Below are 26,112 nucleotides of genomic sequence, written 5' to 3' on the forward strand. Positions count from 1 at the left end.
AAGTGGTCTACGAAAGAAAGATAATTAACGACCCGGTATTCGGGTTCATTAATATACCCAAGGGATTACTGTATGATATTGTACGTCATCCCCTATTGCAGCGTCTTACCCGCATCAAGCAGGTGGGACTCTCATCGGTAGTATATCCCGGTGCACAGCACACCCGTTTCCAACATTCACTGGGAGCATTCTACCTAATGAGCGAAGCAATCACCCAACTAGCGTCCAAAGGTAATTTTATCTTTGACAGTGAAGCGGAAGCTGTGCAGGCTGCCATCCTTCTGCATGACATTGGGCATGGCCCATTCTCACATGTACTGGAGGATACAATCGTGAAAGGAATTCCTCACGAAGAAATTTCCCTCATGCTGATGGAACGGATGAACAAGGAGATGAACGGACAACTCAGTCTTGCCATCCAAATCTTCAAGGATGAATATCCAAAACGTTTCTTGCATCAGCTGGTTAGCGGGCAACTGGACATGGACCGGCTTGATTATCTTCGTCGTGACAGTTTTTATACAGGAGTAACAGAAGGAAACATCGGCTCTGCACGAATCATAAAAATGCTTGATGTGGCCGACGACCGTCTCGTAGTCGAGTCTAAAGGTATCTATTCCATAGAGAACTTTCTTACGGCACGCCGTCTGATGTATTGGCAAGTATACCTGCACAAAACCTCGGTCGCATACGAAAAAATGTTGATCAGCACTCTTCTACGCGCTAAAGAACTAGCCTCACAAGGTATAGAACTGTTCGCATCACCTGCATTACGTTTTTTCCTTTACAACGATATCACTCCTACGGAATTCTACAGCAATCCCGATTGCCTGGAGAATTTTATCCAGCTGGATGACAATGATATCTGGACGGCTTTGAAAGTATGGAGCACCCATACCGATAAGGTACTTTCGACTTTAAGTATGGGAATGATTAACCGAAATATCTTTAAAGTGGAAATTTCGTCGGAACCGATTAGTGAAGACAGAAAAAAAGAATTAACTTTGCAAATCAGCCAACAACTAGACATACCCCTTTCCGAAGCGAACTATTTTGTTTCTACCCCCAGCATCGAAAAGAACATGTACGACCCGGCAGATGACAGTATTGACATTATCTATAACGACGGCACAATCAAAAACATAGCCGAAGCTTCGGACATGCTGAACATCTCATTATTGTCCAAAAAGGTAAAGAAATACTATCTCTGTTACCAGAGATTACACAGATAAGTATAAAATATTCATTCAATAACACGGAAATCTGAAAAAAAAGTCCGTTATTTGTGAACTAATTAAATTTTAAATAAAAGACATGGAGTTCTCGGCTAAGCAAATTGCAGAATTTATCCAAGGGGAAATCATTGGAGACGAAAACGCTACGGTACACACATTCGCTAAAATTGAAGAGGGAATGCCCGGAGCAATTTCTTTCCTGTCGAACCCTAAATATACACCTTATATCTACGAAACACAATCAAGCATTGTTCTGGTTAACAAGGATTTTACTCCTGAACATGAAATTAAAGCCACTCTTATCAAAGTGGAAAATGCATACGAAAGCCTGGCGAAACTGCTCAATCTCTACGAAATGAGCAAACCTAAAAAACAAGGTATCGATTCACTAGCATTTGTTGCCCCCAGTGCCAAGATTGGTGAGAATGTATATATTGGTGCTTTTGCCTATATCGGTGAAAATACCGTAATTGGAGATAACACCCAGATTTATCCGCATACTTTTGTTGGAGACGGTGTGAAAATAGGTGATAATTGTCTGCTTTACTCAAATGTCAACATCTACCACGACTGCCGTATAGGTAATGAATGTATCCTGCATTCAGGTGCTGTGATCGGGGCGGACGGATTTGGCTTTGCTCCTACTCCGAACGGATACGATAAGATTCCTCAAATCGGAATCGTGATTCTGGAAGATAAAGTGGATATAGGCGCCAATACCTGTGTAGACCGTGCTACAATGGGAGCTACAATAGTACATAGTGGTGCTAAAATAGATAATCTGGTGCAGATAGCACATAATGATGAAATAGGTTCACATACTGTGATGGCTGCGCAAGTCGGTATTGCCGGCTCTACAAAAATCGGTGAATGGTGCATGTTCGGCGGTCAGGTCGGTATTGCCGGACACATCAAAATAGGGGATAAAGTAGGATTGGGCGCACAATCCGGTGTTCCCGGAGACATCAAATCCGGAAGCCAGCTGATCGGAACTCCACCTATGGATCCCAAACAATATTTCAAAGCGTCCATCATAAGAAAAAGCCTGCCGAATATGCAGAAGGAGCTACATGACCTGCGCAAAGAAATCGAAGAATTAAAACAACTATTAAATAAGTAACCAATGCTGAAACAAAAAACGCTGAAAGATAGCTTTTCACTGAGCGGGAAAGGTCTTCACACTGGACTTGATCTCACTGTAACATTCAATCCGGCTCCGGACAATCACGGATATAAAATCCAACGTATTGACGTAGAAGGACAACCAATAATCGATGCAGTAGCCGACAATGTGGTGGAAACCACACGTGGTACTGTTTTGTCGAAGAATGGAGTTAAAGTAAGCACCGTGGAACATGGTATGGCAGCCCTTTACGCATTGGGCATTGATAACTGTCTTATCCAGGTAAACGGCCCGGAATTTCCGATATTGGATGGTAGCGCACAATATTATGTACAAGAAATAGAACGTGTAGGAACAGTAGAACAGAATGCTGTCAAAGACTTTTATATTATCAAATCTAAAATAGAGTTCCGGGATGAAACGACCGGTTCATCCATCATCGTATTGCCGGATGAGAATTTTAGCCTGAATGTATTGGTTTCCTACGATTCAACCATCATTCCGAATCAGTTTGCAACACTCGAAGATATGCATAAATTCAAAGACGAAGTGGCTGCCAGCCGTACTTTCGTCTTTGTTCGCGAAATAGAACCGTTACTTTCCGCCGGCCTGATTAAAGGTGGCGACTTGGATAACGCTATCGTAATCTACGAACGTAAGATGTCGCAAGAAAGTTTCGATAAGTTGGCAGATGTGATGGGAGTACCCCACATGGACGCCAATCAGTTAGGCTATATTAATCACAAGCCATTGGTTTGGCCGAACGAATGTGCCCGTCACAAATTGCTGGATGTTATCGGTGACCTTGCCTTAATCGGTAAACCGATCAAAGGACGTATCATCGCTACCCGTCCCGGACATACGATCAACAACAAATTCGCCCGTCAGATGCGGAAAGAAATCCGTCTGCACGAAATCCAGGCACCGGGCTATGACTGCAATCGGGAACCGGTAATGGATGTAAACCGTATCCGTGAGCTACTACCTCACCGTTATCCGTTCCAATTGGTGGACAAAGTAATTGAAATTGGTGCCAACTATATTGTAGGCGTCAAGAATATCACTGCTAATGAACCTTTCTTCCAAGGTCATTTTCCACAAGAACCTGTTATGCCGGGTGTACTTCAGGTAGAGGCTATGGCACAGGTCGGAGGTTTGCTTGTTCTCAACTCTGTTGATGAACCGGAACGTTATTCTACTTATTTCATGAAGATAGACGGTGTCAAATTCCGCCAGAAAGTAGTGCCGGGAGATACACTGATTTTCCGTGTGGAATTGTTAGCCCCCATCCGTCGTGGAATCTCTACCATGAAAGGTTATGCATTTGTTGGAGAGAAAGTGGTTTGCGAAGCTGAATTCATGGCACAAATAGTAAAAAACAAGTAATTAACAATTGAAAATTCAAATGATAAGTCCTTTAGCGTATATCCATCCCGAAGCTAAAATAGGGGAAAATGTAGAAATTGCGCCTTTTGTATTCATAGATAAAAACGTGGTTATCGGCGACAATAATAAAATTATGGCTAATGCCAATATTTTATATGGCTCGCGTATCGGCAACGGAAACACTATATTTCCGGGAGCCGTCATCGGGGCCATCCCGCAAGACCTTAAATTTCGCGGAGAAGAATCAACCGCTGAAATCGGAGACAACAACCTGATTCGCGAAAACGTAACAATCAACCGTGGTACGGCAGCTAAAGGGCGCACGATTGTGGGAAGCAACAACTTACTGATGGAGGGTGTGCACGTAGCGCACGATGCATTAGTGGGAAACGGATGTATCATAGGCAATTCTACCAAAATGGCAGGAGAAATCGTGATTGACGACAATGCAATCGTCAGTGCTAACGTATTGATGCACCAATTCTGTCATGTAGGTAGCCATGTAATGATTCAAGGCGGATGTCGTTTCAGCAAAGACATCCCTCCTTACATCATCGCAGGACGCGAACCTATCGCCTTCAGTGGTATCAACATCATCGGTCTGCGCCGTCGCGGTTTTGCCAATGAAGTGATCGAAAGCATTCACAATGCCTATCGTATCATCTATCAAAGTGGTTTGAATACGACAGAAGCATTAAAGAAAATTGAAGATGAATTTGAAAAGAGTCCGGAGATTGACTATATTATCAACTTCATCCGTAACTCAGAGCGTGGCATTATTAAATAAACAGTTCAAAATAGTCATATTATGATATACAGATTTACTATTATATCTGATGAAGTTGACGATTTTGTCAGAGAAATACAAATTGACCCGGAAGCTACTTTCTTTGACTTCCATGAGGCAATACTGAAATCAGCAGGGTATACAAACGACCAGATGACTTCTTTCTTTATCTGCGATGATGATTGGGAAAAAGAAAAAGAAGTCACTTTGGAAGAAATGGATGATAATCCCGAAATGGATAGCTGGGTGATGAAAGAAACCACAATCAGCGAATTAGTAGAAGATGAAAAGCAGAAATTACTCTACGTATTCGATTACATGACAGAACGTTGTTTCTTCATCGAACTATCTGAGATTATCACCGGAAAGAATATGACAGGTGCCAAATGTACCAAGAAATCTGGAGAAGCTCCCAAACAGACTGTGGATTTTGAAGAAATGGCTGCTAGCGGCGGTTCGCTTGATTTAGATGAAAACTTCTATGGCGACCAAGACTTCGATATGGAAGACTTCGACCAAGAAGGATTCGATATCGGTGGCGATACAGGTAGCCCTTATGACGAAGATAAATATTAATTTAACGATTAGTGATTTAATGATAAGTGTGGTAAAGATTCGTTTATTCACAGATCATTAAATCACTAATCTGTTACCATTAACCACTTATCCCCCTTGCCTACTCTCATTGTTCTTATAGGTCCTACCGGTGTAGGAAAAACAGAATTAAGCCTGCGGATAGCAGAGTCTTTTCAAACAAGCATTGTATCTGCTGATTCAAGACAACTTTACGCCGAATTAAAGATAGGTACGGCAGCTCCTACTCCCGACCAACTCAAACGTGTACCTCATTATTTGGTCGGTACGCTTCATTTGACAGATTATTACAGTGCCGCCCAATACGAAACGGAAGCGTTGGAAATCCTCAATAAGTTATTTACGCAACACGAGGTCGTGGTTCTTACCGGTGGCTCAATGATGTATGTAGACGCTATCTGTAAAGGTATCGACGATATTCCTACCGTTGATGCGGAAACCCGCCAACTCATGCTACAGAAATATGAGGAGGAAGGACTTGAACAACTCTGTGCAGAACTTCGCCTGCTGGATCCGGAATATTATCGGATAGTCGATCTGAAGAATCCCAAACGGGTTATTCATGCATTGGAAATTTGTTATATGACCGGACGCACTTATACCTCTTTTCGCACCCAACAAAAAAAAGAACGTCCGTTCCGCATTATTAAAATAGGATTAACCCGTGACCGGGAAGAGTTGTATGACCGTATTAACCGTCGGGTAGATATGATGATGGAAGAAGGATTAGTGGAAGAAGTACGCTCGGTACTTCCCTATCGCCACCTCAATTCGCTCAACACAGTAGGTTATAAAGAACTGTTCAAGTATCTGGATGGAGAATGGGAACTCTCCTTTGCCATAGATAAAATCAAGCAAAACTCCCGCATTTATTCGCGTAAACAGATGACTTGGTTCAAACGAGATGAAGAAATACAATGGTTCCATCCGGAACAAGAAACGGAGATACTGGCGTACCTCCGTCAACAAATAGGGTGACATTGCAAGCAGTTTCTTCTCGAGTCCACAGCGACAATATTTAAAGTCCTTTTCACAAAGAGATTGAAACTTCCCAATAATCCTTATCAAATCTGCATAAAAATCCATCAGGTTTTGTCGAATCTAAGTTTATTGTTACTTTTGCAATTACGAATAAAAACCAAAACCGAATTAAAAAAGCAGATGAAAAAGATCAGCATCACTCTATTACTCTGCCTTCTCTGTCTGACAGGAATGGCACAAGGACAAAAGGCACTCGATTTAAAAGATATCACCTCGGGACGTTTCCGTCCGGAAAACATTCAAGGCGTAATTCCGATGCCTGATGGAGAACATTACACACAAATGAATGATGACGGCACTCAAATCATCAAATATTCTTTCAAGACAGGTGAAAAAGTAGAAGTGATCTTCGATGTAAAGACTGCCCGCGAATGTGATTTCAAGCACATCGACAGCTATCAGTTCTCACCCGACGGAAAAAAACTACTGATTGCCACCAAGACGACCCCGATTTATCGGCACTCATATACAGCTGTACATTATATCTACCCTTTGAAACGAAATGATAAGGGCGTTACGACAAACAACATCATTGAACGGCTGTCTGACGGCGGACCTCAACAGGTCCCCGTCTTTTCTCCGGACGGAACAATGATAGCTTTTGTCCGCGATAACAATATCTTTCTTGTGAAACTGCTTTATGGCAATAGTGAAAGCCAGGTTACCGAAGACGGTAAACAGAACTCTATTATCAACGGCATCCCGGACTGGGTGTATGAAGAAGAATTCAGTTTTAACCGTGCGTTGGAATTCAGTGCCGATAATACGCAAATCGCTTACATCCGTTTTGACGAATCAGCAGTACCGTCCTATTCTTTTCCGGTATTTGCCGGACAAGCACCCCACATTAATGCTTTGAAGGACTATCCGGGTGAATATACCTACAAGTATCCGAAAGCCGGATATCCGAATTCCAAAGTCGAGGTACGCACTTATGATATCAAATCGCACGTCACCCGCACAATGAAACTTCCGTTGGATCCGGATGGATACATTCCCCGCATCCGCTTTACCAAAGACGCCAACAAGCTGGCCATCATGACACTGAACCGTCATCAAGACCGCTTCGATCTTTATTTTGCCGACCCACGTTCAACACTTTGCAAACTGGTGCTACGTGATGAATCACCCTATTATATCAAGGAGAACATCTTCGATAATATCGAATTCTATCCTGAATATTTCAGTTTGCTCAGCGAGCGTGACGGATATAGCCACCTCTATTGGTACAGTATGGGAGGCAATCTGATCAAAAAGGTTACAAACGGCAAATACGAAGTAAAAGACTTCTTGGGATATGACGAAGAGGACGGATCTTTCTATTACACCAGCAATGAAGAAAGTCCTTTGCGTAAAGCAGTCTACAAGATAGATAAGAAAGGTAAAAAGACCAAGCTGTCTCAAAAAAGCGGAACCAATACCCCGCTCTTCAGCAAATCAATGAAGTACTACATGAATAAGTTTACGAGTCTTGATACCCCCATGTTGGTTACGTTGAACGACAATTCGGGTAAGACTCTAAAAACATTGGTTACGAATGACAAGTTGAAACAGACCCTGTCCGGATATGCTGTGCCGCAGAAAGAATTCTTTACTTTCCAGACTACGGATGGTGTAACCCTGAACGGATGGATGATGAAACCTGTTAATTTCTCCGCATCGAAGAAATACCCGGTCTTGATGTATCAATATAGCGGACCGGGCTCGCAACAAGTATTGGATACATGGGGAATCAGTTGGGAAACCTATATGGCGAGTCTCGGCTACATCGTAGTATGCGTGGATGGTCGGGGAACAGGAGGACGCGGAGAAGCCTTCGAGAAATGTACCTATCTGAAAATCGGAGTAAAAGAAGCCAGAGACCAAGTGGAGACCGCTCTCTATCTCGGTAAACAAGCATACGTGGATAAAGACCGGATCGGTATTTGGGGATGGAGCTACGGCGGATACATGACTCTAATGAGCATGAGCGAAGGTACTCCCGTTTTCAAGGCAGGCGTAGCCGTTGCCGCACCGACCGACTGGCGTTTTTATGACACTATTTATACCGAACGTTTCATGCGTACTCCCAAAGAGAATGCAGAAGGATACAAGGCCTCATCCGCTTTTACCCGTGCCGACAAACTGCATGGCAACTTGTTGCTCGTACACGGTATGGCAGATGACAACGTTCATTTCCAGAATTGTGCAGAGTATGCCGAGCAGCTGGTACAACTCGGAAAACAGTTTGATATGCAGATTTATACCAATCGCAATCACGGAATATACGGTGGAAATACCCGTCAGCACTTATACACCCGGTTGACTAACTTCTTCTTGAACAATTTGTAATGGCTGACAGAGTACGTAAGCCTGAATGGCTGAAAATTAATATCGGTGCCAACGAACGATACACCGAAACCAAACGAATAGTTGACTCCCACTGCCTGCACACAATCTGCAGCAGTGGGCGTTGCCCCAATATGGGAGAATGCTGGGGGAAAGGAACGGCTACTTTCATGATCGGCGGTGACATCTGCACCCGCAGTTGTAAGTTCTGCAACACACAGACCGGTCGGCCACATCCGCTGGATAGTAACGAACCTACTCATGTGGCAGAGTCCATCGCACTAATGAAACTCGACCATGCTGTCATCACTTCCGTAGACCGTGACGACCTCCCGGACTTGGGGGCCGAACATTGGGCACATACCATCCGCGAGATAAAGCGCCTGAATCCTCAGACTACCATCGAAGTGCTGATACCCGATTTTCAAGGAAAAACGGAACTGGTAGATCTCGTGATAGAGGCCCATCCCGACATTATTTCACACAATATGGAAACCGTACGCCGCATTAGTCCGCTAGTGCGCAGTGCAGCCAACTACGACACAAGTCTGCAAGTAATCGGCCGCATCTCTTCCAAAGGAGTGAAATCAAAAAGCGGCATTATGGTCGGTTTAGGAGAAACTCCAGAAGAAGTGGAAACATTGATGGATGACTTATTGACTGTCGGTTGCCAGATTCTTACTATCGGACAATACCTGCAACCCAGCCACCGTCATTATCCCGTTGCAGAATACGTAACTCCCCTTCAATTTGCAAAATACAAAACAATCGGTTTAGAAAAAGGATTTAACATTGTAGAGAGCGCTCCCCTTGTCCGTTCATCCTACCATGCAGAGAAACACATCCGTTAAGCAAACAAAACACAGGCACTATTTGTTTTATAAGCAGAACCGACAAATAAACATTAAGTAGAGATGGAGCATAAAGGAATACTTTCTTCTGCATTTAACATGTCACTGGGTTTTGTCCCCGTTATTATTTCCATTTTATTGTGTGAACTTATAACGCAAGACACGGCTATTTACATCGGTACAGGTATAGGTATCGTAGGTATATATCTTTCTCACCGACAAAAGGGGGTACTACTCCCTAACTTTATCCTATACATAGCAACCGGAGTACTGTCATTACTATCCCTAGCCGCACTCATTCCGGGAGATTATGTTCCGCCGGGTGCTCTACCGCTTACCCTGGAAGTGGGTATTCTCATTCCCATGTTAAGCCTTTATATGCATAAGAGAAGGTTTATCAACTATTTCTTAAGGCAGATAGGCGCTTGCAAAAAACGTTTATATGCCCAAGGAGCCGAAGCCGCCGTCGTATCGGCACGTATTGTCCTGATCTTCGGTATACTTCATTTTATCATTATCAGCATTACCGTTATTCTCCAGTCTCCGTTGAGCAAGACCAGCTTGTTTGTACTTTATAAGATACTGCCTCCTACAGTCTTTATAATGAGTATCTTGTTCAACCAGGTCGCCATCCGTTTCTTTAATCACCTGATGGCTCACACAGAGTACGTGCCTATTGTCAATACCAAAGGAGACGTGATTGGAAAGACTCCCGCGATAGAAGCCATCAATTATAAGAACACCTATATCAACCCGGTGATACGCATAGCTGTCTCCACACACGGAATGCTCTTTCTTTGTGACAGACCGTCCACAGCCATTCTGGATAAAAACAAAGTGGATATTCCAATGGAATGTTATCTCCGATATGGAGAATCCTTGGCAGAAGGTGTCAACCGTCTGATCAGCAATGCAATTCCCCAAGCAAAAGATATCAAGCCGGAATTCAATATCGTCTATCACTTTGAAAATGAAGTGACAAACCGCCTCATTTATCTATTCATCATCGATTTGGAGGACGATTCCGTTCTGTGTACTCCCCGCTTCAAGAACAGCAAGTTATGGAATTTCAAACAGATCGAAGAGAATCTGGGTAAAGGCTTCTTCAGTTGTTGTTTCGAAGATGAATACGAACACCTGAAAAACGTTATTTATATAAGAGAAAAATACAAGGAATCTTAGACAGATCGGGCACATGCCCCTTCCAGTCTTTCACCGTACGTGTTTGGATATACTCACCTTCGCAAGTAATATTGGCGGCAATGCACAACTTCGTTTGCGGACGGCAGTTTTGTAGAATGTCTTCCACCATTTTGTGATTCCGATAAGGCGTCTCGATAAACAGTTGTGTCTGATTCTCAGCATACACGCGCTGCTCCAATACCTTCAGTTTCTTGCCACGTTCTCCCGGCTCAATCGGCAGATAACCATGAAACGCGAAACTCTGACCGTTAAAGCCCGAACCCATCACCGAAAGAATAATGGAAGAAGGTCCGACCAGAGGCACCACCTTCAACTTTTTACGCTGTGCAATAGCTACCACATCCGCTCCCGGATCAGCAACAGCCGGACACCCCGCCTCTGAGATAACTCCCATAGAAGCACCACCTATCAGAGGTTTCAAGTAACCGGAAATATCTTCGGGCGAAGTATGTTTATTCAACGGATAAAACGTCAACGCATCAATATCAATCTCCTTATCTACCTTTTTCAGAAAACGACGGGCCGAACGGATATCTTCGACTATAAAATACCGGATACCGGAAATGATTTCCTTATTATAAGAAGGCAATACTTTCTCAATAGGCGTATCACCTAAAGTCACGGGCAGCAAATAAAGGGCAGTTTCCACTTTTAAATGAAGAATTAAGAATTAATCTATCTCAAGAAGCCAGATAGTCGGATTCACTCAGCATTGCATGATAGTCGGTAAACTCTAAAAGATCTTTCAGCTTCATATCTTTATGCTTTTTCATATACGAAGCAACAATCCTCGCACCGACCCATATTCCTATCAATGCCGGAGCCTGGCAACCCAACATCTCAACAGCCGGAGCCGGTTTCATATAATAACGGAATACCATCGGATCACGGGCATGAAGATGATCGTTGGAACAGATATAATCCCAGATAGCCTTTTCATTCTCCCTGCACCAGTCATTTTCCTCTTTCGAATACCCCATCGCCTCGCCTATATTATCATAATCCAGCAAGTTCTGCACAACGTAATTAATCTTTCCGGAGTGTATCATCAAGTCAATAAGGCACGTTCCCTCATGATAATCCATATCATAACGGCTCAGAAGATAAAACGAAAAACAATCCGGCACAATACGTTCCGGGCGCATGGAGCGGCACTGGTAATCGTAATAGAAACGCTTATACAAAGGATAATCTTCTCCCATATACTTATCCAGACTGATACCCAACAGAGAATCTACCAGAACGATAGACTCGTTGAACGCCGAGATTTGCGAGTAGACAAGCGGAACCTCCGTATCGGGAACCTCCTTCTTCAACTTCCGGAATCCCTTAGTAAGCCCCTCCTCTACTGCATCCAAATTGGGGAACTGAGTTTCCACATCATTCATCAGACGAACCAGCGTCGTATCTGAATAGAATTTTTGCAGGCGTTGCGAAATCGTATCATCTTTCACCGTGCCGATAGCCAGTACATCCTCAATCAGTATCTTTGTCGGCATACGGTAATCCATCGTCAACTTCTGCATAGCAGAAAAGCTGTTGGAGCGAACATATTCGCTCAACAGCTTATCATATCTCAGAACAGAAATCTCTCCTTCTTTCTGCTCCGTACCTTTTCCTGTGCTTATCCCACAGGAGGCGAGAAGCATACTTATTATAATAAGAAGAGAAATCCGTAATTTCATAATTTATTATCCGTAAATGATATTACCATTTTCGTCCTTGTACTCATCGAGCCCCTTCTCGTATGTAGCCATAGCACGGAGACTCATACCTACGCTGGAGAATCCACCGTCATGGAACAAATTCTGCATAGTCACCTTACGGGTGAGATCGGAAAACATCACGATACAATAATCGGCACATTCGTCAGCAGTCGCATTTCCCAGCGGAGACATACGGTTGGCAAAGTCGAACAGCTTATCCATACCTTTCACTCCCGAACCTGCAGTAGTGAATGTAGGCGACTGAGAGATCGTATTCACACGCACACTATGTTCGCGTCCGTAGATATAACCGAAACTGCGGGCGATAGATTCCAACAGCGCTTTTGCATCCGCCATATCGTTGTAGCCGTAGAAAGTACGCTGTGCAGCAACATAACTCAATGCAACGATTGAGCCGTAATCGGCAATAGCGTTCAGTTTCTTGGCCGACTGAATCATTTTGTGGAATGAAACGGCCGAAATATCCAATGTCTTATCCAACATTCCATAGTCAAGGTCATCGTAAGTACGTTTCTTGCGTACGTTGGGAGACATACCGATAGAGTGGAGCACAAAATCTATTTGTCCGCCCAGTATATCCATCGAGGTCTTGAATACATTCGACAAATCCTCCACACTGGTCGCATCTGCCGGAACGATCTGGCAATTCAGTTTTTCCGCCAAAGCATTGACTTCTCCCATACGGATAGCCATCGGAGTATTTGATAATGTAATAGTTGCACCTTCTTCTACAGCACGTTCAGCCACTTTCCAGGCAATAGACTGATCATTCAGCGCGCCGAAGATAATACCTCTTTTTCCTTTCAACAAGTTGTAACTCATATCTTTTAATAGTTAAATTTTGTGCAAAGATAGGATATTTCTGCATAAAAACACGAGAAGTGTGCAAATAATAGACACAAATGACAAAAAATACACGTATTCTATCAATTAGTCCACATTCCCTTGAACTTTCACTCCTATCTTTGCAATCGTTAATTACGAGTTCTTGCAGTGCTCGGCAGAATGCCAAGAAAAACAATAAAATGTATAACCCTATAGAAAATTAGATTACTAAATGAACACATTGACAAAAAGATTCCTCTGGATGGCTATATGTTGTTTGCCGTTTATTTCAGGATGCAAACAAAGTGAGTGTGCCGTAGAAGAGAACTTGATAAGTGATGCTCTTTACCGGAATTTACCTTTCGAAATGCCTAAAGTACAACAACCGGCTTTTCCTGCTTATGAAGTGAACATTGAAAAATTCGGAGCCAAAGGAGACGGTTTGTTCCTAAACACGAAAGCAATCAACGATGCTATCAAAGACGTAAACCAACATGGAGGGGGAAAAGTGATTATCCCGGAAGGTATCTGGCTGACAGGACCTATCGAACTGCTAAGTAACGTCAATCTTTATACGGAAAGAAACGCGCTGGTACTCTTCACCGGTGACTTTGAAGCATACCCCATTATCGCCACTTCTTTTGAAGGGTTGGAAACCCGCCGTTGCCAATCTCCTATCTCAGCCCGCAATGCGGAAAATATCGCTATCACAGGATACGGTACATTCGACGGAAACGGTGACTGCTGGCGGCCGGTCAAAAAAGGAAAGCTGACCGCATCACAGTGGAAAAAGCTGGTCAATTCAGGCGGTGTGCTCGACGAGAAACAGGAAATATGGTATCCTACACCCGGTTCACTGAAAGGAGCAATGGCTTGCAAAGATTTCAATGTGCCCGAAGGTATCAATACGGATGAGGAGTGGAATGAAATCCGTCCCTGGTTACGTCCTGTACTATTAAGCATTGTCAAAAGCAAAAAAATACTGCTCGAAGGGGTCACCTTCAAGAATTCACCGAGCTGGTGTCTGCATCCGCTGTCTTGCGAAGACTTTACAGTGAACAACATCATGGTCATCAATCCCTGGTATTCACAGAATGGTGATGCAATCGACCTGGAATCTTGTAAGAATGCACTAATTATCAACAGTGTGTTTGATGCGGGAGATGACGCAATCTGTATCAAGTCCGGCAAGGATGAAGACGGTCGCCGTCGAGGAGAACCTTGTCAGAATGTGATTGTGAAAAACAACACTGTATTGCACGGACACGGCGGATTCGTGGTAGGTAGCGAAATGTCCGGTGGCGTGAAGAATATCTATGTGGAAGATTGTACTTTTATGGGAACTGACGTAGGCCTGCGCTTCAAAAGTACACGTGGACGTGGCGGTGTGGTAGAAAACATCTACATTAATAACATCAACATGATCAATATACCGAACGAACCGCTGCTCTTCGACCTGTTTTACGGTGGAAAGGGAGCTGGTGAAGAATCGGAAGAAGACCTATTGAACCGCATGAAAACCGCTATTCCCCCGGTTACAGAAGAAACTCCCGCATTCCGCAACATCCACATTTCAAATATTGTATGCAGAGGTTCGGGAAGGGCTATGTTCTTCAACGGATTACCCGAAATGCCGATCAGCAATGTCACTGTTAAGGATGTCGTGATGACAGAAGCAACAGACGGAATTGTCATCAGCCAGGTAGACGGGGTGACCTTGGAAAATGTATATGTAGAATCTTCCAAAGGCAACAATATATTAAACGTTAAGAACGCCAAGAACCTGACAATAGACGGAAAGGCTTATGAGGAATCGGCGAAAGAGGAGAAGTTCACCACAGAGAACGCAGAGGACACAGAGGTACAAATCTGAATAAATGGATTTTATATTATTAAACCGAATCCTCTGTGACCTCAGTGTCCTCTGTGGTGCAAGTGCAAAAAAGAAAACCACAATATCATTATATAGAGTAAAAAGCTCAAATAGCAGACTATTTTATCTTCCAAAGATAGACAGTCTGCTATTTTTTTCAACTACTTTTGCAGAGAGAAATACGACGTATAACATCAACCTTAGAATCATGAAGAAGAATCTTATTATACTTGCTTTCCTTTTAGGAGGTTTCCACTTGTCTTCCCAAGCGCAGAAACAGGACAAAAACATTACGATAGAAGTGCATAACAATTGGAATCAGGCAAAAACAGACGCCCCGATTGTTATCAACCTGCATGAGTTACACGCAGATTTCAAAATCAAATCCGCCGTTGTCATGGAAGGGACGAACGAGGTTCCTTCCCAACTAGACGACTTGGACAAAGACCGCAAGATGGACGAACTGGCTTTCGTCGCCGACCTTCCCGCTCATGGCAGAAAAACATTCCAGGTCACTCTTTCTTCGGAGAAAAGCACGAAGACCTATCCGGAAAGGGTATATGCCGATATGTTTATCGCAGACCACCGGAAAGGGAAACATCAGCGGGTGCAGGCAATTACCGTTCCCGGTAGCAGTAATATATATAGTATGGTACGCCCTCACGGTCCGATTCTGGAATCAGAGCTGGTGGGATACCGACTTTACTTTAACGAAAAGCAGACACCGGACATCTATGGAAAATTCAATAAAGGCCTGGAAATCAAAGAATCTCAGTTCTATCCAACGGACGCACAATTAGCTAAAGGATTCGGTGATGACGTACTTCGCGTGTTCGACAGTTGCGGACCGGGTGCATTGAAAGGCTGGAACGGACAGAAAGCAACGCATATCACTCCGGTGGAAACACGGACGGAGCGTATCATATCCTACGGTCCGGTACGTGCAATTGCAGAAATAGAAGTAACCGGATGGAAATATCAAGACACGGAATTGGACATGACAACCCGCTACACACTATATGCCGGACATCGTGACCTTCACATCGAGGCTTTTTTTGACGAACCGCTCGATAAAGAAGTTTTCTGCACGGGTGTACAGGACATCGTAGGCGCTTCCAAGTCCTTCTCCGATCATAAGGGGTTAGTAGGAAGCTGGGGTACGGACTGGCCTGTCAACGATACGGTGAAATATGCCAAAGAGACTGTTGGGCTGGGTACCTGCATTCCGCAACGTTATGTGCAATCGGAGGAAAAAGATAAAGCGAACTTCCTCTATACGATTACCGCTCCGGGAAACAACTATTTCCAATATCATACCACTTTCACTTCGATGAAAGAAACATTCGGATATAAAACCCCGGAAGCTTGGTTTGCCTATCTCCGCAAATGGAAAGAAGAACTGGCACATCCGGTAACTGTAAAAATTAAAGGTATCCGTTAACAAAGCGATATCCACACCATATAAACAAGGTAGATACAAATACAACTAAACAAAATTTACGAGGTTTCTACCAATTTTTATGCGACTCTGCACAATTATTCCTCCTTGTGCAGAGTCTTTTTTCATACCTTTGTCACATCACATAAATCATATAAATCATTTATATAAAACTATTTAATCTATTTATATCATGAAACGACTGACACAGACTCTGGTTCTCTGCCTGCTCACTACCTTCCCAGTTCTGGCACAGAGCAACTACGTATCCGAAGTATGGGTTTCCGATCTTGGAAACGGGAAGTATAAGAACCCGGTACTCTATGCCGATTATTCCGATCCGGACGCTTGCCGTGTAGGCGACGATTTCTATATGACTTCATCCAGTTTCGGCTGTCTGCCCGGACTACAAATACTACATTCCAAAGATTTGGTAAACTGGACGTTCATCGGTGCAGCAGTACCCGACGCGCTTGCTCCTATCCAAACTCCCGAACGTCCCGAACACGGCAACCGTATATGGGCTCCTTCTATCCGCCATCACAATGGTGAGTTTTATATCTTCTGGGGAGATCCCGATCAAGGAGCTTTCATGGTGAAAGCCAAAGATCCGAAAGGTCCATGGAGCGAGCCCGTTCTGGTAAAAGCCGGAAAAGGAATCATCGACACTTGTCCGCTATGGGATGAAGACGGAAAAGTATATCTGGTACACGCATATGCGGGAAGCCGTGCCGGATTAAAAAGTGTCATCACTATCTGCGAACTGAATGCTGAAGCCACAAAGACCATCACTCCTTCACGTATCGTCTTCGACGGTCATGAGGCCCATCAAACTTGTGAAGGTCCTAAATTCTATAAAAGAAACGGCTATTATTATATTTTCCATCCGGCAGGCGGTGTGCCGACAGGATGGCAAGTGGTGCTACGCTCCAAAAACGTATACGGCCCTTACGAATGGAAAACTGTACTTGCACAAGGTAACTCTCCCGTCAACGGGCCTCATCAAGGCGCATGGGTAGATACGCCTACCGGTGAAGACTGGTTTCTCCACTTTCAAGACGTAGGTGCTTACGGACGTATCATGCACCTGCAACCTATGAAATGGATAAACGACTGGCCTGTGATCGGGGTAGACAAAGACGGTGACGGGTGTGGTGAACCGGTCCTGACTTACAAGAAGCCTAACGTGGGAAAGACTTATCCTATCTGCACTCCACAGGAAAGTGACGAGTTCGACGGCTACACACTGTCTCCGCAATGGCAATGGCATGCTAATATCAACGAGAAATGGGCCTACTACGCAGGTGACAAGAGTTACGTGAGATTATACTCTTACCCTGTTGTACAAGATTACAAAAATATGTGGGATGTAGCTAACCTATTATTACAAAAGACTCCTTCTGACAATTTCACAGCCACAATGAAACTGACCTTCACTCCCAATCAGAAAAACAAAGGTGAACGTACCGGATTGATTGTGATGGGCAGGGATTATGCCGGATTATTCCTAGAAAATACGGATAAGGGACTTACTCTGTCGCAAGTGGAATGCAAAAGAGCCGATAAAGGGAAACCGGAACAATCGAACGCTTCTGTCAGCCTCACTCAAAACACAGTTTATCTGAAAGTAAAATTCAAATGTGACGGAAAGAAAATCAAAGCCAGCGAAGGAGGACATGACCTTCTTGTCGTGTGTGACTTCAGCTACAGTCTTGATGGAAAGAAATATCAACCACTAGGCAATCCTTTTCAAGCAAGGGAAGGACAATGGATCGGTACCAAGATCGGAACATTCTGCACACGTCCGGCTATCGTGACTAATGATGGCGGATGGGTGGATGTGGATTGGTTCCGCATTGCCAAGAAGTAACATTCTTCAAAAGGAAGAACATAAGAAGAGCAGTCCTACAGACTGCTCTTCTTTACAATATCTGCCAGTTCCTTATCTGTAAGATTCTCACATTCAGATTTATCATAAATTGTCAGAAGGACAATATTTGTATCGGTTTCCGATATCAAAACAGTGAGAGTGATGACTCTAGCCCCTCCACTTTTACCTTTTCCTTTAGAAGAAATTGCCATACGCACTTTATGAAGTCCTCTACCTAAATCCACACCTTACTGTGGTTCCCGTCTCAACGACTCCAGTAAACCAGCAAAATCCTGCCGCATTGATTTATAATGCTTACTTAATCTTTTCAATTCTCTCTTAAATAAAGAAGTAGCTATAATATTACAGTTCATTGAGTAAATCTTCGGCTGAAAAACCTTTTGCCTTTCCTTCGCGTATCAGTCGGGCTTCCTCACACGCTTCCTTCAAATCATCCAATACCTCTGATTTCGTTCGGGGGATATAGGGCACACAGTCCTCCTTCACTGTATTTATATTGACGGAAGACTCACCGTGAAGTACCATCTTTACCTTATCAAGCAACTGACGGCTATCCGACATTAATATTTCTCGGGCCAATTCAGCTTTATAAGCTTCCAGTTCCATTGAATTGTCCATTGTTATCTCCTTTCTTCTTTCATTTAAGTAACTACAAAGATAACGAAAGTAACCGGAAATCGAGTCATTAATCCGTTTTTATTCCTACCTTTGCCATCCGAATATCATAAAATACAGGATTAACAATAACCCCAAACCACAATGAAGAAACTAGCAATATTCGATTTGGATGGTACATTGCTAAATACGATCGCCGATCTGGCACACAGTACCAACTATGCTCTAAATAAATTAGGATATCCCACGCATGAAATAGAAAAGTATAACTTCATGGTAGGAAACGGTATCAACAAACTCTTTGAACGTGCCCTGCCCGAAGGAGAAAAAACAGAGGAAAATGTACTCCGTGTCCGCAAAGAGTTTATTCCTTATTATGATATTCACAATGCGGATGATAGCCGTCCCTATCCGGGTGTTCCAGAGTTATTGACCGATCTGCAGTCCGCCGGCATTCAGATTGCCGTAGCTTCCAATAAATATCAGGCCGCTACGGAGAAACTGATAGCTCACTACTTTCCGAACATTCATTTCACTGCCGTGTTCGGTCAGCGGGAAGGAATCAGTGTAAAGCCCGACCCTACGGTTGTCTTCGATATATTAAAGTTGGCCAATGTAGAAAAAGACGAGGTTCTCTACATAGGAGACTCCGGAGTAGATATGCAAACGGCCGCCAATGCAGGAGTAACCGCTTGTGGGGTAATATGGGGCTTTCGTCCCAAAAGCGAATTGGAAGAATTCAAACCGGCATATATCGTAGATACTACAGAAAAGATTTTATCACTTTTTACCCTCATACCCTCATAAACAGCTGTATCGACTTATTCATCGACATTTCAGCAATGAGAGCAAGCCTGATAGTAAGTATGAGAGCAAAAGTTACTCTCATACTTACTATCAGGCATAGTTTTTTTATTGAATCCGATATGTCTCCCTAAAAAACTTGTTTCTTTGGGGTAAAAAGACCATCCTTGTAATAGTATTCATTTTGGATGAAATGACCGGAAAATAAGATAAAATGTCCGGAGTATTTCCATCGAAAGAATTCGTTTCCATGAAACAAGGAAACGAATTCAAGGTAAAAAAACACTTAGATCAAGGTATTTTATCGCGGAAATTTTTCCGTGAAAATTTGCTAAGGCCAAGAATATTAACTACTTTTGTAGCTGAAGAGTTATTTGAGGTTATGCAGAAAAACGCAAGCGAGCGATGGATTTTCGTCACCTAATCGTTACCTGCCTATTTTCTATGCTCCGCTTATCTTTTGAAACTCAAAAAATTAAAAAGAACTACGCTATTTTAATAAAAAAATCATCAAAAAGACATCATTGATATATAACCACAAAGGAAATAACAAGCGGAATACCTTCAAATCTCCTGTCATGTTTTGTCATGGATAGCCAGTTGTCATAGAAGAAGGGGCGGTGAAAAGAAAAAAGGCTTTCCTGAAGGGGGAGCGTAAAGCCACTCCCCTTTTGGAAAGCAGGATACAGCGGACATCCGATACCGTGAAAAAAGAAAAAACTGCCAGCACATTGTGAAGTGCACCCCAAAAGTTAGACACTAAACTCTTGAGGTGTTTATGGGAAATAAACTCTCTTTAGTCCAATGGGAATTGCCGGACGATCCACTGCTTTGTGGCAAGTCACACGAACATTCTCGTTAATATCACGCGCATTGCCGGAAATGTAAGGCATGTCAATGGAAGGGATGCCGCTCTTATTATATCCCATAGATGTCATGGGAAAAACAAAATAGCGAGGGCTCTGCGCTTCTATAAAAGGAAAATTCTCTTCATACTCTGCCCTGCTCAGTTCCAGCATATATTCAAAATATTCGCGGCTCATCTCTATTTGTTTGTCAAAAGGTAAAGTTTTGTCCAGTTTCCAAATAGCAGTACAATCCATAGGATATAAAGGATTACCTTCCTGATCGAGGACCACAAGATACATATGTCCGGGTATCTCGACAAATTCAATACTTATTCCTGCACTCAGACAAAGGCTTGCCATTGCGCAAGTTAGCGTGGTACAATATCCCTGGCCATTATTAAACACTTCGGCAAAAGTAGACAGGAGCGTTCCCTCAAAAGAATATACTACTCCATATTTATTCATCAACCAATAAAATGCAACCAATTGCTCCTTGACATAATCATTTCCCCACTGATAACCAAAAAATCCATCTTTTATGTCTGCGATATCACTCATTGCTTCCTGTTTCAGTCTACTTACCATAGGATTATTGGGTGAAACATAACCAAAGAAAAAAGGCTCAAAAGACAAATAGCATATTTCACCATCTTCTCTAATAGGATATTCACCCCAATCCAACGTTTTCAAATATGCAACATAATCCTTAGCATCTGGAGTATCCAGCTCCCAATAAACAGAGTATGGATCTTCTTGAAAGGGAGATACATTAAATTGTTTGGAATATTGACAAATTATATTTCCTTTCATTCTGATTTCCCATTCCATCGTAATAGGCATTGCTGACTTTATGGAAGAAAATTTTTCATATTTCCATTTGATAGGAAAAAACATTTCGATACGCTCGTCTCCGGTTGTCAGCATGGATACCGTTCTCTCTTCATTGAGGGCTGAAGCTTTCATTGTCACATGGATTTCTTGCCCGGCAGCCGGATTATCAAAGGCAAGTACCATATCTTCAAACCGGTCTCCCATTTTATAATATTTACTGATACTTGGAGCCAGATAAGTAAAAAGCGGTGAGATATAATCAGTTCCCCTGGTTGCGAACCAACTCTGCGACAATGCTTCTATATGCAAATTCCTCATTGGAATTTCCTCGTTATCAGCCTCTTCCATAACCTCGGTATAATAATTCTTCTCACAGGCTGTCAAGCAGACTGCCAAACACATCCCAGTCAATATCCGGGAAAATAAATTTGTTAATTTCATATATCTTATATAATAATACAAAGCAAGAAACTGTTTTAAAATAATTGGATGATAATATTAATCAGTCGGTCAGTTATAATAATTTTAAATTCGCAATCCCCAAAATCATGAGCTATAATTATCCGTTTGACTAAAAACAATGGCAAGTTTATTAAAAATACTGTAGATCTACAAAAAAATAATCAAAAGAGAGATCTGTCAATGAAATTTTAACAAATTTGAAAAAATCATTAAGGGTACTCCCAGATAACCTTGTGCCGAGTTTATCCCTGTGTCACTATTTTGCTATTTGTGTCATTGCCTTGTCTACGGGATATAATGTTAGGGATCTTACTCTTAATTTCTGCAACTTTGCAAACAACAAAGATTCACTGTCAATGTTGGCTGCTTCTGATATCATATTCAACGCTACAATATCAAAATCTGAGAACTTGAGAATAGCTCTTCTTCTTGGTATATTTTCGTTATTGATTAAATTGCCGGCTACCGGTTTGCATATGTTCAGGAATTTTGCCAATTTTGCACATTGGTTATATATATAATATTTGTTTGTTAAAAAAATTACCACTTTTAATCTGTTAAATTTTAGTAAAACAACAACTTATTATTCATTAATCTTTTAATTTAATTACGCTAACACATTATATATTAATCAAATTTTTTATTTATCAGTATGAACAGCAAATTTTTTATTTTAATTCTTTTATGTATGGTGTCGCTCTCTTTCAGCAGTTGCAATAAAGATAAAGACCAGAAGGTGAGCAACTCAGAACGCCTTATCGGTGAATGGATTTATCGTACAACACAGGAAAAGACAAACGGGGAGTGGAAAGATATGCCTACACAGGTAGGTGCTGAAGGCGCGCAGACATTCTATAAAGATGGAAAAGCACTCATCACAATGACGTTTAAAGGTGAGTACATGGAGCAGAAATTTGAATGGAATTTGAAAGATAACAATGATTATATCATCAATGGCACTGTGAGAGGACAAATCTTGTTTGAAAGTAACGATTGCTTCTATCTCTACTCGGATGAAACCCTCGATCCGGAAACAGGCGGGAATATTAAAGGAGAGTTTCGCGATATTTACGACCGTAAGAAATAGTCTATGAAACAGGTAGTTTGCAGTGCACTTTTACTTCTTGTTTGCTTTGTTTGCGGATGTGACAAGATACATACAGGAAGCAGGAAAGCAGCGGTCTTTGTTCCGGCTGCTCCCGATTATAATGAATCGAAAATGTGGTATGTCGAACGCAACGACCAAGGCGACGGCGTTGATGTGTTTTACATTCCTTCTACTTGGGAGTTTGACTGGAAAACATCTGACAGCCTTGTTTCTCACTATGCAGACCCATCTTTACCCGAACATCGTGTACACATGGAAACCGAAATGACCAAGATAGCTGAATACATGGCATTGGGAAACAACTTCTATTCTCCTCATTATAGGCATATTACCCTTGATTCATGGGCTACACTCAATGAAGATACCATTGCGCGCAGATATATGGATGTGTCTTTCAAAGATGTAAAAGCTGCTTTCCGCCATTTCCTCACAAACTATAACCAAGGTCGTCCGTTTATTCTGGCAGGATTCAGTCAGGGTGGAAAGTCGGTTGTAGAATTGATGAAGCACTTGTCTGAAGAGGAACGTAAGCGGATGATTGCCGCATACGTGTTGGGATATAAAGTTACTCCTGCAGATGTGGAGAAAGCGCCGTGGATCAAACCGGCAACAGACTCCATTGACACAGGAGTCACCATTTGTTATAATTCCGTTTCGGATGTCAAATACATAAAGCCCATAGTCAGTGCCCCCAATGTGATGTGTATCAATCCGGTCAATTGGTGTACAGATGCTACTCCGGCAGTGCTCAACGATACCATTACGGTGACTGTTGACCCTCATTACAAGGTACTTGTGCTACAAGGGTTTGATGGGTCTTACTTGCCTAACATCCTCAATGTATTGAATACGGGCGATTATCACGGTATAGAGCCATGGGTATATAGTGACTGCCTGAAAAAGAATATGTGCCAGCGAATTCGCAGTTTTCAACAGAAAAAATAGGCAGGTAACAGTTAAGTGGCAAAAATCCATCGCTCGCTTGCGTTTTTCTGCATAACCTCAAATAACTCTTCAGCTACAAAAATAGTTAATTTACTTGATCTTAGCAAGTTTTTATGAAAGATTTTCAAGGGAGATCTGGTCCGGTTTCGGGCTTGGTCTCCTTTTTTATTTCTATCCGTAAGATACCCTCTTTTTACTGTATTTACCTTTCCTCCGAATAGTTTATTTCCGGTAATAGGGTTTTACCCTCTCAACAAAATTCAAAAAATATATCATTGATACATAATGGTTTGCTAACAAAATATGGGGCTGGCGGTATCCGTCAGCCCTATGTTCACCCTCCGATTTTCCCAAACTTTGCAAGCGAAGAAAGACAAAAACAGTATCGAACTAAAAACAACCGACAAATGGAAGAAGGCAAGAATGAAATCATGGAGCTCAGGCAGATGATCGAAGGATGCTTCGAGCGTCAGAACAAGCTCATCGCCCGTCTGGAAATGGAGTTGGAAGCACTCAGTAATTTCAACGGCAAACAGATGCTGGACAGCCGTGACATGCGTCTCCAGCTAAAAGTCTGCGACCGGACACTGATACGCTGGCGCATGTCGGGAAAGCTGCCGTCCTTCAAGATTAGCGGCAAGGTGTACTTCTGGGCATTCGACGTGTACAAGTTCCTCCGGGAGGAATATGGCACGATCGTCCTGCCGGAAGCCCTCGAAGAAGAGGAACCAATAACAATTAATAATAAGAAGAATGGAAAATCAAAGTAAGTACATCATGATCGAGCGGAACAAGTTTGCCGCCCTTGTCAAGGCACACCGTAAATGCCTGCAGATACTGAGTATCCTGACCTATGCGCATACCGTCAAGGAAGTGCAGCTGACCTTCACGCTGGAGGAGATCTGCGAGCTTCTCCAGATGACCCGTGAGGAAGTGGAGACACAACGTCAGAAGGGGTATATCCGTTTCAGCGTGCAGAATGGTATAACCGTCTACGAGATCACGGACATCCTGCGGTTGAAGAACATGCTGGAGATGGGAAAGATCTACCGCAAGATCGACGGAATGGCGATAACCGTTCCGGTGAAAAAAGAGACCGGGAATGTAACGGATTCATTAACCGATTAATAGGATTCAATATGAGACAGTTGGTACATGCCTCGCTTTTCAGCGGGTTTGGTGCGGCGGATCTTGCCGCCGAATGAATGGGATGGCGTAACGCCTTCCATTGTGAGATAGATGAGTTTTGTAACCGAATTTTAAATTACTGGTTCAGCCATGCAGAAAGTTATACGGATATTACAACTACGGATTTTCGGGGATGAAGGGGACGGATTGACATCCTCACAGGAGGTTTCCCATGCCAGCCCTTTTCCGTTGCCGGCCGGCGAAAGGGCGCGGAGGACAGCCGTTACCTCTGGCCTCACATGCTCCGTGCCATTCATGAGATACGCCCCATGACAGGGACACGGCCATTTTTTATGGCCTGGTTCTTGGTGTAGAACAGAACTCGAAAGGTACTCCTCATGACTCGATTATTTTTGTTACAAAATTACTATTTATCGAGTTGTTTTAAGCTATGAAGAATAATGCAAACAATTGAAAAATAACCGCTTATATTGTCTGTTTTATAGACTTGGACAAGGTAACGATTAGGTAACGTAACTCATGCTCAAATGTGCTTTTTGTAGCGTCGTTTTTCAAATGGAAGTGAAATACAATCCCATTAATTCGCTGAATTCAAGCGGTGTGTCGCCATTATGCAACTATTTCTAAAAATCTCCGACTTTCAAATATAAACAAGCAGTATACACTCTTTGAACAACCGTATGTTTAATGTAGAACAACAACACAGACAAAGTTAATTACCCTATTTCATACATCAAACTCCCGATATTTATAAAGGCTCACATTCGTGAGCCTTTGAGCTAACAACCATAAACCTTTCAGCTCACAGCTGTGGACAAAACCGCTCATTAATGTGAGCCAGGGCAGACGCATTATATTTTTTACTATATTCTCCTTTGCTATTCCTTTGTTATATTATTGTTTATTAGTATATTACCATTTGTTTATGCCGATTGTTTTTCTTATCTTTATAAGATATATTAAAACATAAACTAACATGAAAATTGGCATAATTGACCTTTGTAAACAAATAGAAGATCCTAGGATGAACCGTAAAAAAGTACATAAA

23 protein-coding genes and 3 pseudogenes are annotated in these 26,112 nt (G+C 42.6%); 19 read left to right on the forward strand and 7 right to left on the reverse strand.

The annotated features are described in order from the left end of the window. Nucleotides 1-2 precede the first annotated feature (2 nt). The 9 genes from H8S63_RS17845 to H8S63_RS17885 all read left to right on the forward strand — a co-directional run bounded on the left by H8S63_RS17845 (nt 3) and on the right by H8S63_RS17885 (nt 10,527). On the forward strand, nt 3-1,232 hold the full coding sequence (locus tag H8S63_RS17845) for an HD domain-containing protein (protein WP_143865531.1): 1,230 nt from the start codon (nt 3-5) through the stop codon (nt 1,230-1,232). Nucleotides 1,233-1,314: 82 nt separating this feature from the next. Further along, nucleotides 1,315-2,355, forward strand: coding sequence for a UDP-3-O-(3-hydroxymyristoyl)glucosamine N-acyltransferase (lpxD, locus tag H8S63_RS17850; RefSeq protein ID WP_007757740.1), 1,041 nt, complete (start codon nt 1,315-1,317; stop codon nt 2,353-2,355). Between the two features lie 3 nt (nt 2,356-2,358). Continuing rightward, nucleotides 2,359-3,744 (forward strand): bifunctional UDP-3-O-[3-hydroxymyristoyl] N-acetylglucosamine deacetylase/3-hydroxyacyl-ACP dehydratase, encoded by a 1,386-nt coding sequence (locus H8S63_RS17855; RefSeq protein ID WP_007757741.1) that lies wholly within the window; start codon nt 2,359-2,361, stop codon nt 3,742-3,744. A gap of 19 nt (nt 3,745-3,763) precedes the next feature. Next, the gene (gene lpxA, locus H8S63_RS17860) at nt 3,764-4,531 is read left to right on the forward strand and encodes an acyl-ACP--UDP-N-acetylglucosamine O-acyltransferase (RefSeq protein WP_007757742.1); all 768 of its coding nucleotides are present in this window, start codon (nt 3,764-3,766) and stop codon (nt 4,529-4,531) included. Between the two features lie 21 nt (nt 4,532-4,552). After that, nucleotides 4,553-5,107, forward strand: a complete 555-nt coding sequence (locus H8S63_RS17865; protein WP_007757744.1) for a hypothetical protein — start codon at nt 4,553-4,555, stop codon at nt 5,105-5,107. A 96-nt stretch (nt 5,108-5,203) separates the two neighbouring features. Continuing rightward, nucleotides 5,204-6,103 carry a tRNA (adenosine(37)-N6)-dimethylallyltransferase MiaA gene (gene miaA / locus H8S63_RS17870; RefSeq protein WP_186927539.1) on the forward strand — a complete coding sequence of 300 codons (900 nt, stop codon included), beginning with the start codon at nt 5,204-5,206 and terminating at the stop codon, nt 6,101-6,103. 183 nt (nt 6,104-6,286) lie between these two features. Continuing rightward, nucleotides 6,287-8,497 (forward strand): S9 family peptidase, encoded by a 2,211-nt coding sequence (locus H8S63_RS17875; RefSeq protein WP_186927540.1) that lies wholly within the window; start codon nt 6,287-6,289, stop codon nt 8,495-8,497. Then, nucleotides 8,497-9,345 carry a lipoyl synthase gene (lipA, locus tag H8S63_RS17880; RefSeq protein ID WP_007764999.1) on the forward strand — a complete coding sequence of 283 codons (849 nt, stop codon included), beginning with the start codon at nt 8,497-8,499 and terminating at the stop codon, nt 9,343-9,345. Before H8S63_RS17875 ends, lipA begins: the two co-directional genes overlap by 1 nt. A 63-nt stretch (nt 9,346-9,408) precedes the next feature. After that, nucleotides 9,409-10,527 (forward strand): hypothetical protein, encoded by a 1,119-nt coding sequence (locus H8S63_RS17885; protein WP_186927541.1) that lies wholly within the window; start codon nt 9,409-9,411, stop codon nt 10,525-10,527. On the opposite strand, the gene H8S63_RS17890 is transcribed toward H8S63_RS17885, so the two are convergent. From H8S63_RS17890 to H8S63_RS17900, 3 genes are read right to left on the reverse strand one after another with little or no spacing between them, the layout of a single operon-like run. Next, the gene (locus tag H8S63_RS17890) at nt 10,493-11,197 is read right to left on the reverse strand and encodes an SAM-dependent methyltransferase (protein WP_007749722.1); all 705 of its coding nucleotides are present in this window, start codon (nt 11,195-11,197) and stop codon (nt 10,493-10,495) included. The genes H8S63_RS17885 and H8S63_RS17890 overlap by 35 nt on opposite strands. Before the next feature lie 31 nt (nt 11,198-11,228). Then, entirely contained in the window at nt 11,229-12,233 is a 1,005-nt protein-coding gene (locus H8S63_RS17895) for a gliding motility lipoprotein GldB (protein ID WP_186927542.1), read from the reverse strand. Between the two features lie 6 nt (nt 12,234-12,239). Continuing rightward, complete coding sequence (locus tag H8S63_RS17900) at nt 12,240-13,097, reverse strand: enoyl-ACP reductase (RefSeq protein WP_007749728.1); 858 nt, start codon at nt 13,095-13,097, stop codon at nt 12,240-12,242. Between the two features lie 235 nt (nt 13,098-13,332). On the opposite strand from H8S63_RS17900, the gene H8S63_RS17905 reads away from it, so the two are divergent. The 3 genes from H8S63_RS17905 (at nt 13,333) to H8S63_RS17915 (ending at nt 18,281) form a co-directional block, all read left to right on the forward strand. Next, complete coding sequence (locus tag H8S63_RS17905; protein WP_186927543.1) at nt 13,333-14,973, forward strand: glycoside hydrolase family 28 protein; 1,641 nt, start codon at nt 13,333-13,335, stop codon at nt 14,971-14,973. Between the two features lie 208 nt (nt 14,974-15,181). Beyond that, a complete protein-coding gene (locus tag H8S63_RS17910; protein WP_186927544.1) occupies nt 15,182-16,414 on the forward strand; it encodes a DUF4861 domain-containing protein in 1,233 nt (410 codons plus the stop codon). A 190-nt stretch (nt 16,415-16,604) separates the two neighbouring features. After that, nucleotides 16,605-18,281, forward strand: coding sequence for a glycoside hydrolase 43 family protein (locus H8S63_RS17915; RefSeq protein ID WP_186927545.1), 1,677 nt, complete (start codon nt 16,605-16,607; stop codon nt 18,279-18,281). 35 nt (nt 18,282-18,316) lie between these two features. On the opposite strand, the pseudogene H8S63_RS17920 reads toward H8S63_RS17915, so the two are convergent. Together H8S63_RS17920 and H8S63_RS17925 are read right to left on the reverse strand one after the other, a co-directional pair. Beyond that, a pseudogene (locus tag H8S63_RS17920) lies at nt 18,317-18,655 on the reverse strand (type II toxin-antitoxin system RelE/ParE family toxin). Continuing rightward, entirely contained in the window at nt 18,645-18,920 is a 276-nt protein-coding gene (locus H8S63_RS17925; protein WP_186927546.1) for a hypothetical protein, read from the reverse strand. Before H8S63_RS17925 ends, H8S63_RS17920 begins: the two are co-directional and overlap by 11 nt. Before the next feature lie 141 nt (nt 18,921-19,061). Here H8S63_RS17925 and H8S63_RS17930 point away from each other — a divergent pair, with 141 nt between their 5' ends. Both H8S63_RS17930 and H8S63_RS17935 read left to right on the forward strand, forming a co-directional pair. Beyond that, on the forward strand, nt 19,062-19,724 hold the full coding sequence (locus H8S63_RS17930; protein ID WP_186927547.1) for an HAD family hydrolase: 663 nt from the start codon (nt 19,062-19,064) through the stop codon (nt 19,722-19,724). A gap of 247 nt (nt 19,725-19,971) precedes the next feature. Then, on the forward strand, nt 19,972-20,145 hold the full coding sequence (locus tag H8S63_RS17935) for a hypothetical protein (protein WP_186927548.1): 174 nt from the start codon (nt 19,972-19,974) through the stop codon (nt 20,143-20,145). 352 nt (nt 20,146-20,497) lie between these two features. On the opposite strand, the gene H8S63_RS17940 is transcribed toward H8S63_RS17935, so the two are convergent. Both H8S63_RS17940 and H8S63_RS20220 read right to left on the reverse strand, forming a co-directional pair. Beyond that, complete coding sequence (locus H8S63_RS17940; protein WP_186927549.1) at nt 20,498-21,841, reverse strand: hypothetical protein; 1,344 nt, start codon at nt 21,839-21,841, stop codon at nt 20,498-20,500. Between the two features lie 293 nt (nt 21,842-22,134). Further along, a pseudogene (locus H8S63_RS20220) lies at nt 22,135-22,409 on the reverse strand (IS982 family transposase); the annotation flags it as partial. Nucleotides 22,410-22,514: 105 nt separating this feature from the next. On the opposite strand from H8S63_RS20220, the gene H8S63_RS17945 reads away from it, so the two are divergent. The 5 genes and pseudogenes from H8S63_RS17945 to H8S63_RS17965 form a co-directional block, all read left to right on the forward strand. Next, the gene (locus H8S63_RS17945; protein WP_186927550.1) at nt 22,515-22,949 is read left to right on the forward strand and encodes a hypothetical protein; all 435 of its coding nucleotides are present in this window, start codon (nt 22,515-22,517) and stop codon (nt 22,947-22,949) included. Between the two features lie 3 nt (nt 22,950-22,952). Beyond that, a complete protein-coding gene (locus H8S63_RS17950) occupies nt 22,953-23,915 on the forward strand; it encodes a DUF3089 domain-containing protein (RefSeq protein WP_186927551.1) in 963 nt (320 codons plus the stop codon). A 407-nt stretch (nt 23,916-24,322) separates the two neighbouring features. Continuing rightward, nucleotides 24,323-24,685 carry a helix-turn-helix domain-containing protein gene (locus H8S63_RS17955; protein WP_005681796.1) on the forward strand — a complete coding sequence of 121 codons (363 nt, stop codon included), beginning with the start codon at nt 24,323-24,325 and terminating at the stop codon, nt 24,683-24,685. After that, nucleotides 24,669-25,043 (forward strand): hypothetical protein, encoded by a 375-nt coding sequence (locus tag H8S63_RS17960; RefSeq protein ID WP_005681798.1) that lies wholly within the window; start codon nt 24,669-24,671, stop codon nt 25,041-25,043. Before H8S63_RS17955 ends, H8S63_RS17960 begins: the two co-directional genes overlap by 17 nt. A 77-nt stretch (nt 25,044-25,120) precedes the next feature. Further along, nucleotides 25,121-25,372, forward strand: a pseudogene (locus tag H8S63_RS17965) (DNA cytosine methyltransferase); the annotation flags it as partial. Nucleotides 25,373-26,112: the final 740 nt, after the last annotated feature.

Origin of the sequence: Bacteroides sp. NSJ-39 (assembly GCF_014287315.1) — a bacterium.
In the GTDB taxonomy this organism is placed as follows: Bacteria; Bacteroidota; Bacteroidia; order Bacteroidales; family Bacteroidaceae; genus Bacteroides; species Bacteroides finegoldii.

Bases quoted from the DNA above. Each gene is read 5' to 3' on its own strand.
- lpxD (WP_007757740.1), top strand. From the start codon at position 1,315: ATGGAGTTCTCGGCTAAGCAAATTGCAGAATTTATCCAAGGGGAAATC.
- H8S63_RS17855 (WP_007757741.1), top strand. From the start codon at position 2,359: ATGCTGAAACAAAAAACGCTGAAAGATAGCTTTTCACTGAGCGGGAAA.
- lpxA (WP_007757742.1), top strand. From the start codon at position 3,764: ATGATAAGTCCTTTAGCGTATATCCATCCCGAAGCTAAAATAGGGGAA.
- H8S63_RS17865 (WP_007757744.1), top strand. From the start codon at position 4,553: ATGATATACAGATTTACTATTATATCTGATGAAGTTGACGATTTTGTC.
- H8S63_RS17875 (WP_186927540.1), top strand. From the start codon at position 6,287: ATGAAAAAGATCAGCATCACTCTATTACTCTGCCTTCTCTGTCTGACA.
- lipA (WP_007764999.1), top strand. From the start codon at position 8,497: ATGGCTGACAGAGTACGTAAGCCTGAATGGCTGAAAATTAATATCGGT.
- H8S63_RS17885 (WP_186927541.1), top strand. From the start codon at position 9,409: ATGGAGCATAAAGGAATACTTTCTTCTGCATTTAACATGTCACTGGGT.
- H8S63_RS17895 (WP_186927542.1), bottom strand. From the start codon at position 12,233: ATGAAATTACGGATTTCTCTTCTTATTATAATAAGTATGCTTCTCGCC.
- H8S63_RS17900 (WP_007749728.1), bottom strand. From the start codon at position 13,097: ATGAGTTACAACTTGTTGAAAGGAAAAAGAGGTATTATCTTCGGCGCG.
- H8S63_RS17905 (WP_186927543.1), top strand. From the start codon at position 13,333: ATGAACACATTGACAAAAAGATTCCTCTGGATGGCTATATGTTGTTTG.
- H8S63_RS17910 (WP_186927544.1), top strand. From the start codon at position 15,182: ATGAAGAAGAATCTTATTATACTTGCTTTCCTTTTAGGAGGTTTCCAC.
- H8S63_RS17915 (WP_186927545.1), top strand. From the start codon at position 16,605: ATGAAACGACTGACACAGACTCTGGTTCTCTGCCTGCTCACTACCTTC.
- H8S63_RS17925 (WP_186927546.1), bottom strand. From the start codon at position 18,920: ATGGACAATTCAATGGAACTGGAAGCTTATAAAGCTGAATTGGCCCGA.
- H8S63_RS17930 (WP_186927547.1), top strand. From the start codon at position 19,062: ATGAAGAAACTAGCAATATTCGATTTGGATGGTACATTGCTAAATACG.
- H8S63_RS17935 (WP_186927548.1), top strand. From the start codon at position 19,972: ATGAAACAAGGAAACGAATTCAAGGTAAAAAAACACTTAGATCAAGGT.
- H8S63_RS17940 (WP_186927549.1), bottom strand. From the start codon at position 21,841: ATGAAATTAACAAATTTATTTTCCCGGATATTGACTGGGATGTGTTTG.
- H8S63_RS17945 (WP_186927550.1), top strand. From the start codon at position 22,515: ATGAACAGCAAATTTTTTATTTTAATTCTTTTATGTATGGTGTCGCTC.
- H8S63_RS17950 (WP_186927551.1), top strand. From the start codon at position 22,953: ATGAAACAGGTAGTTTGCAGTGCACTTTTACTTCTTGTTTGCTTTGTT.
- H8S63_RS17955 (WP_005681796.1), top strand. From the start codon at position 24,323: ATGGAAGAAGGCAAGAATGAAATCATGGAGCTCAGGCAGATGATCGAA.
- H8S63_RS17960 (WP_005681798.1), top strand. From the start codon at position 24,669: ATGGAAAATCAAAGTAAGTACATCATGATCGAGCGGAACAAGTTTGCC.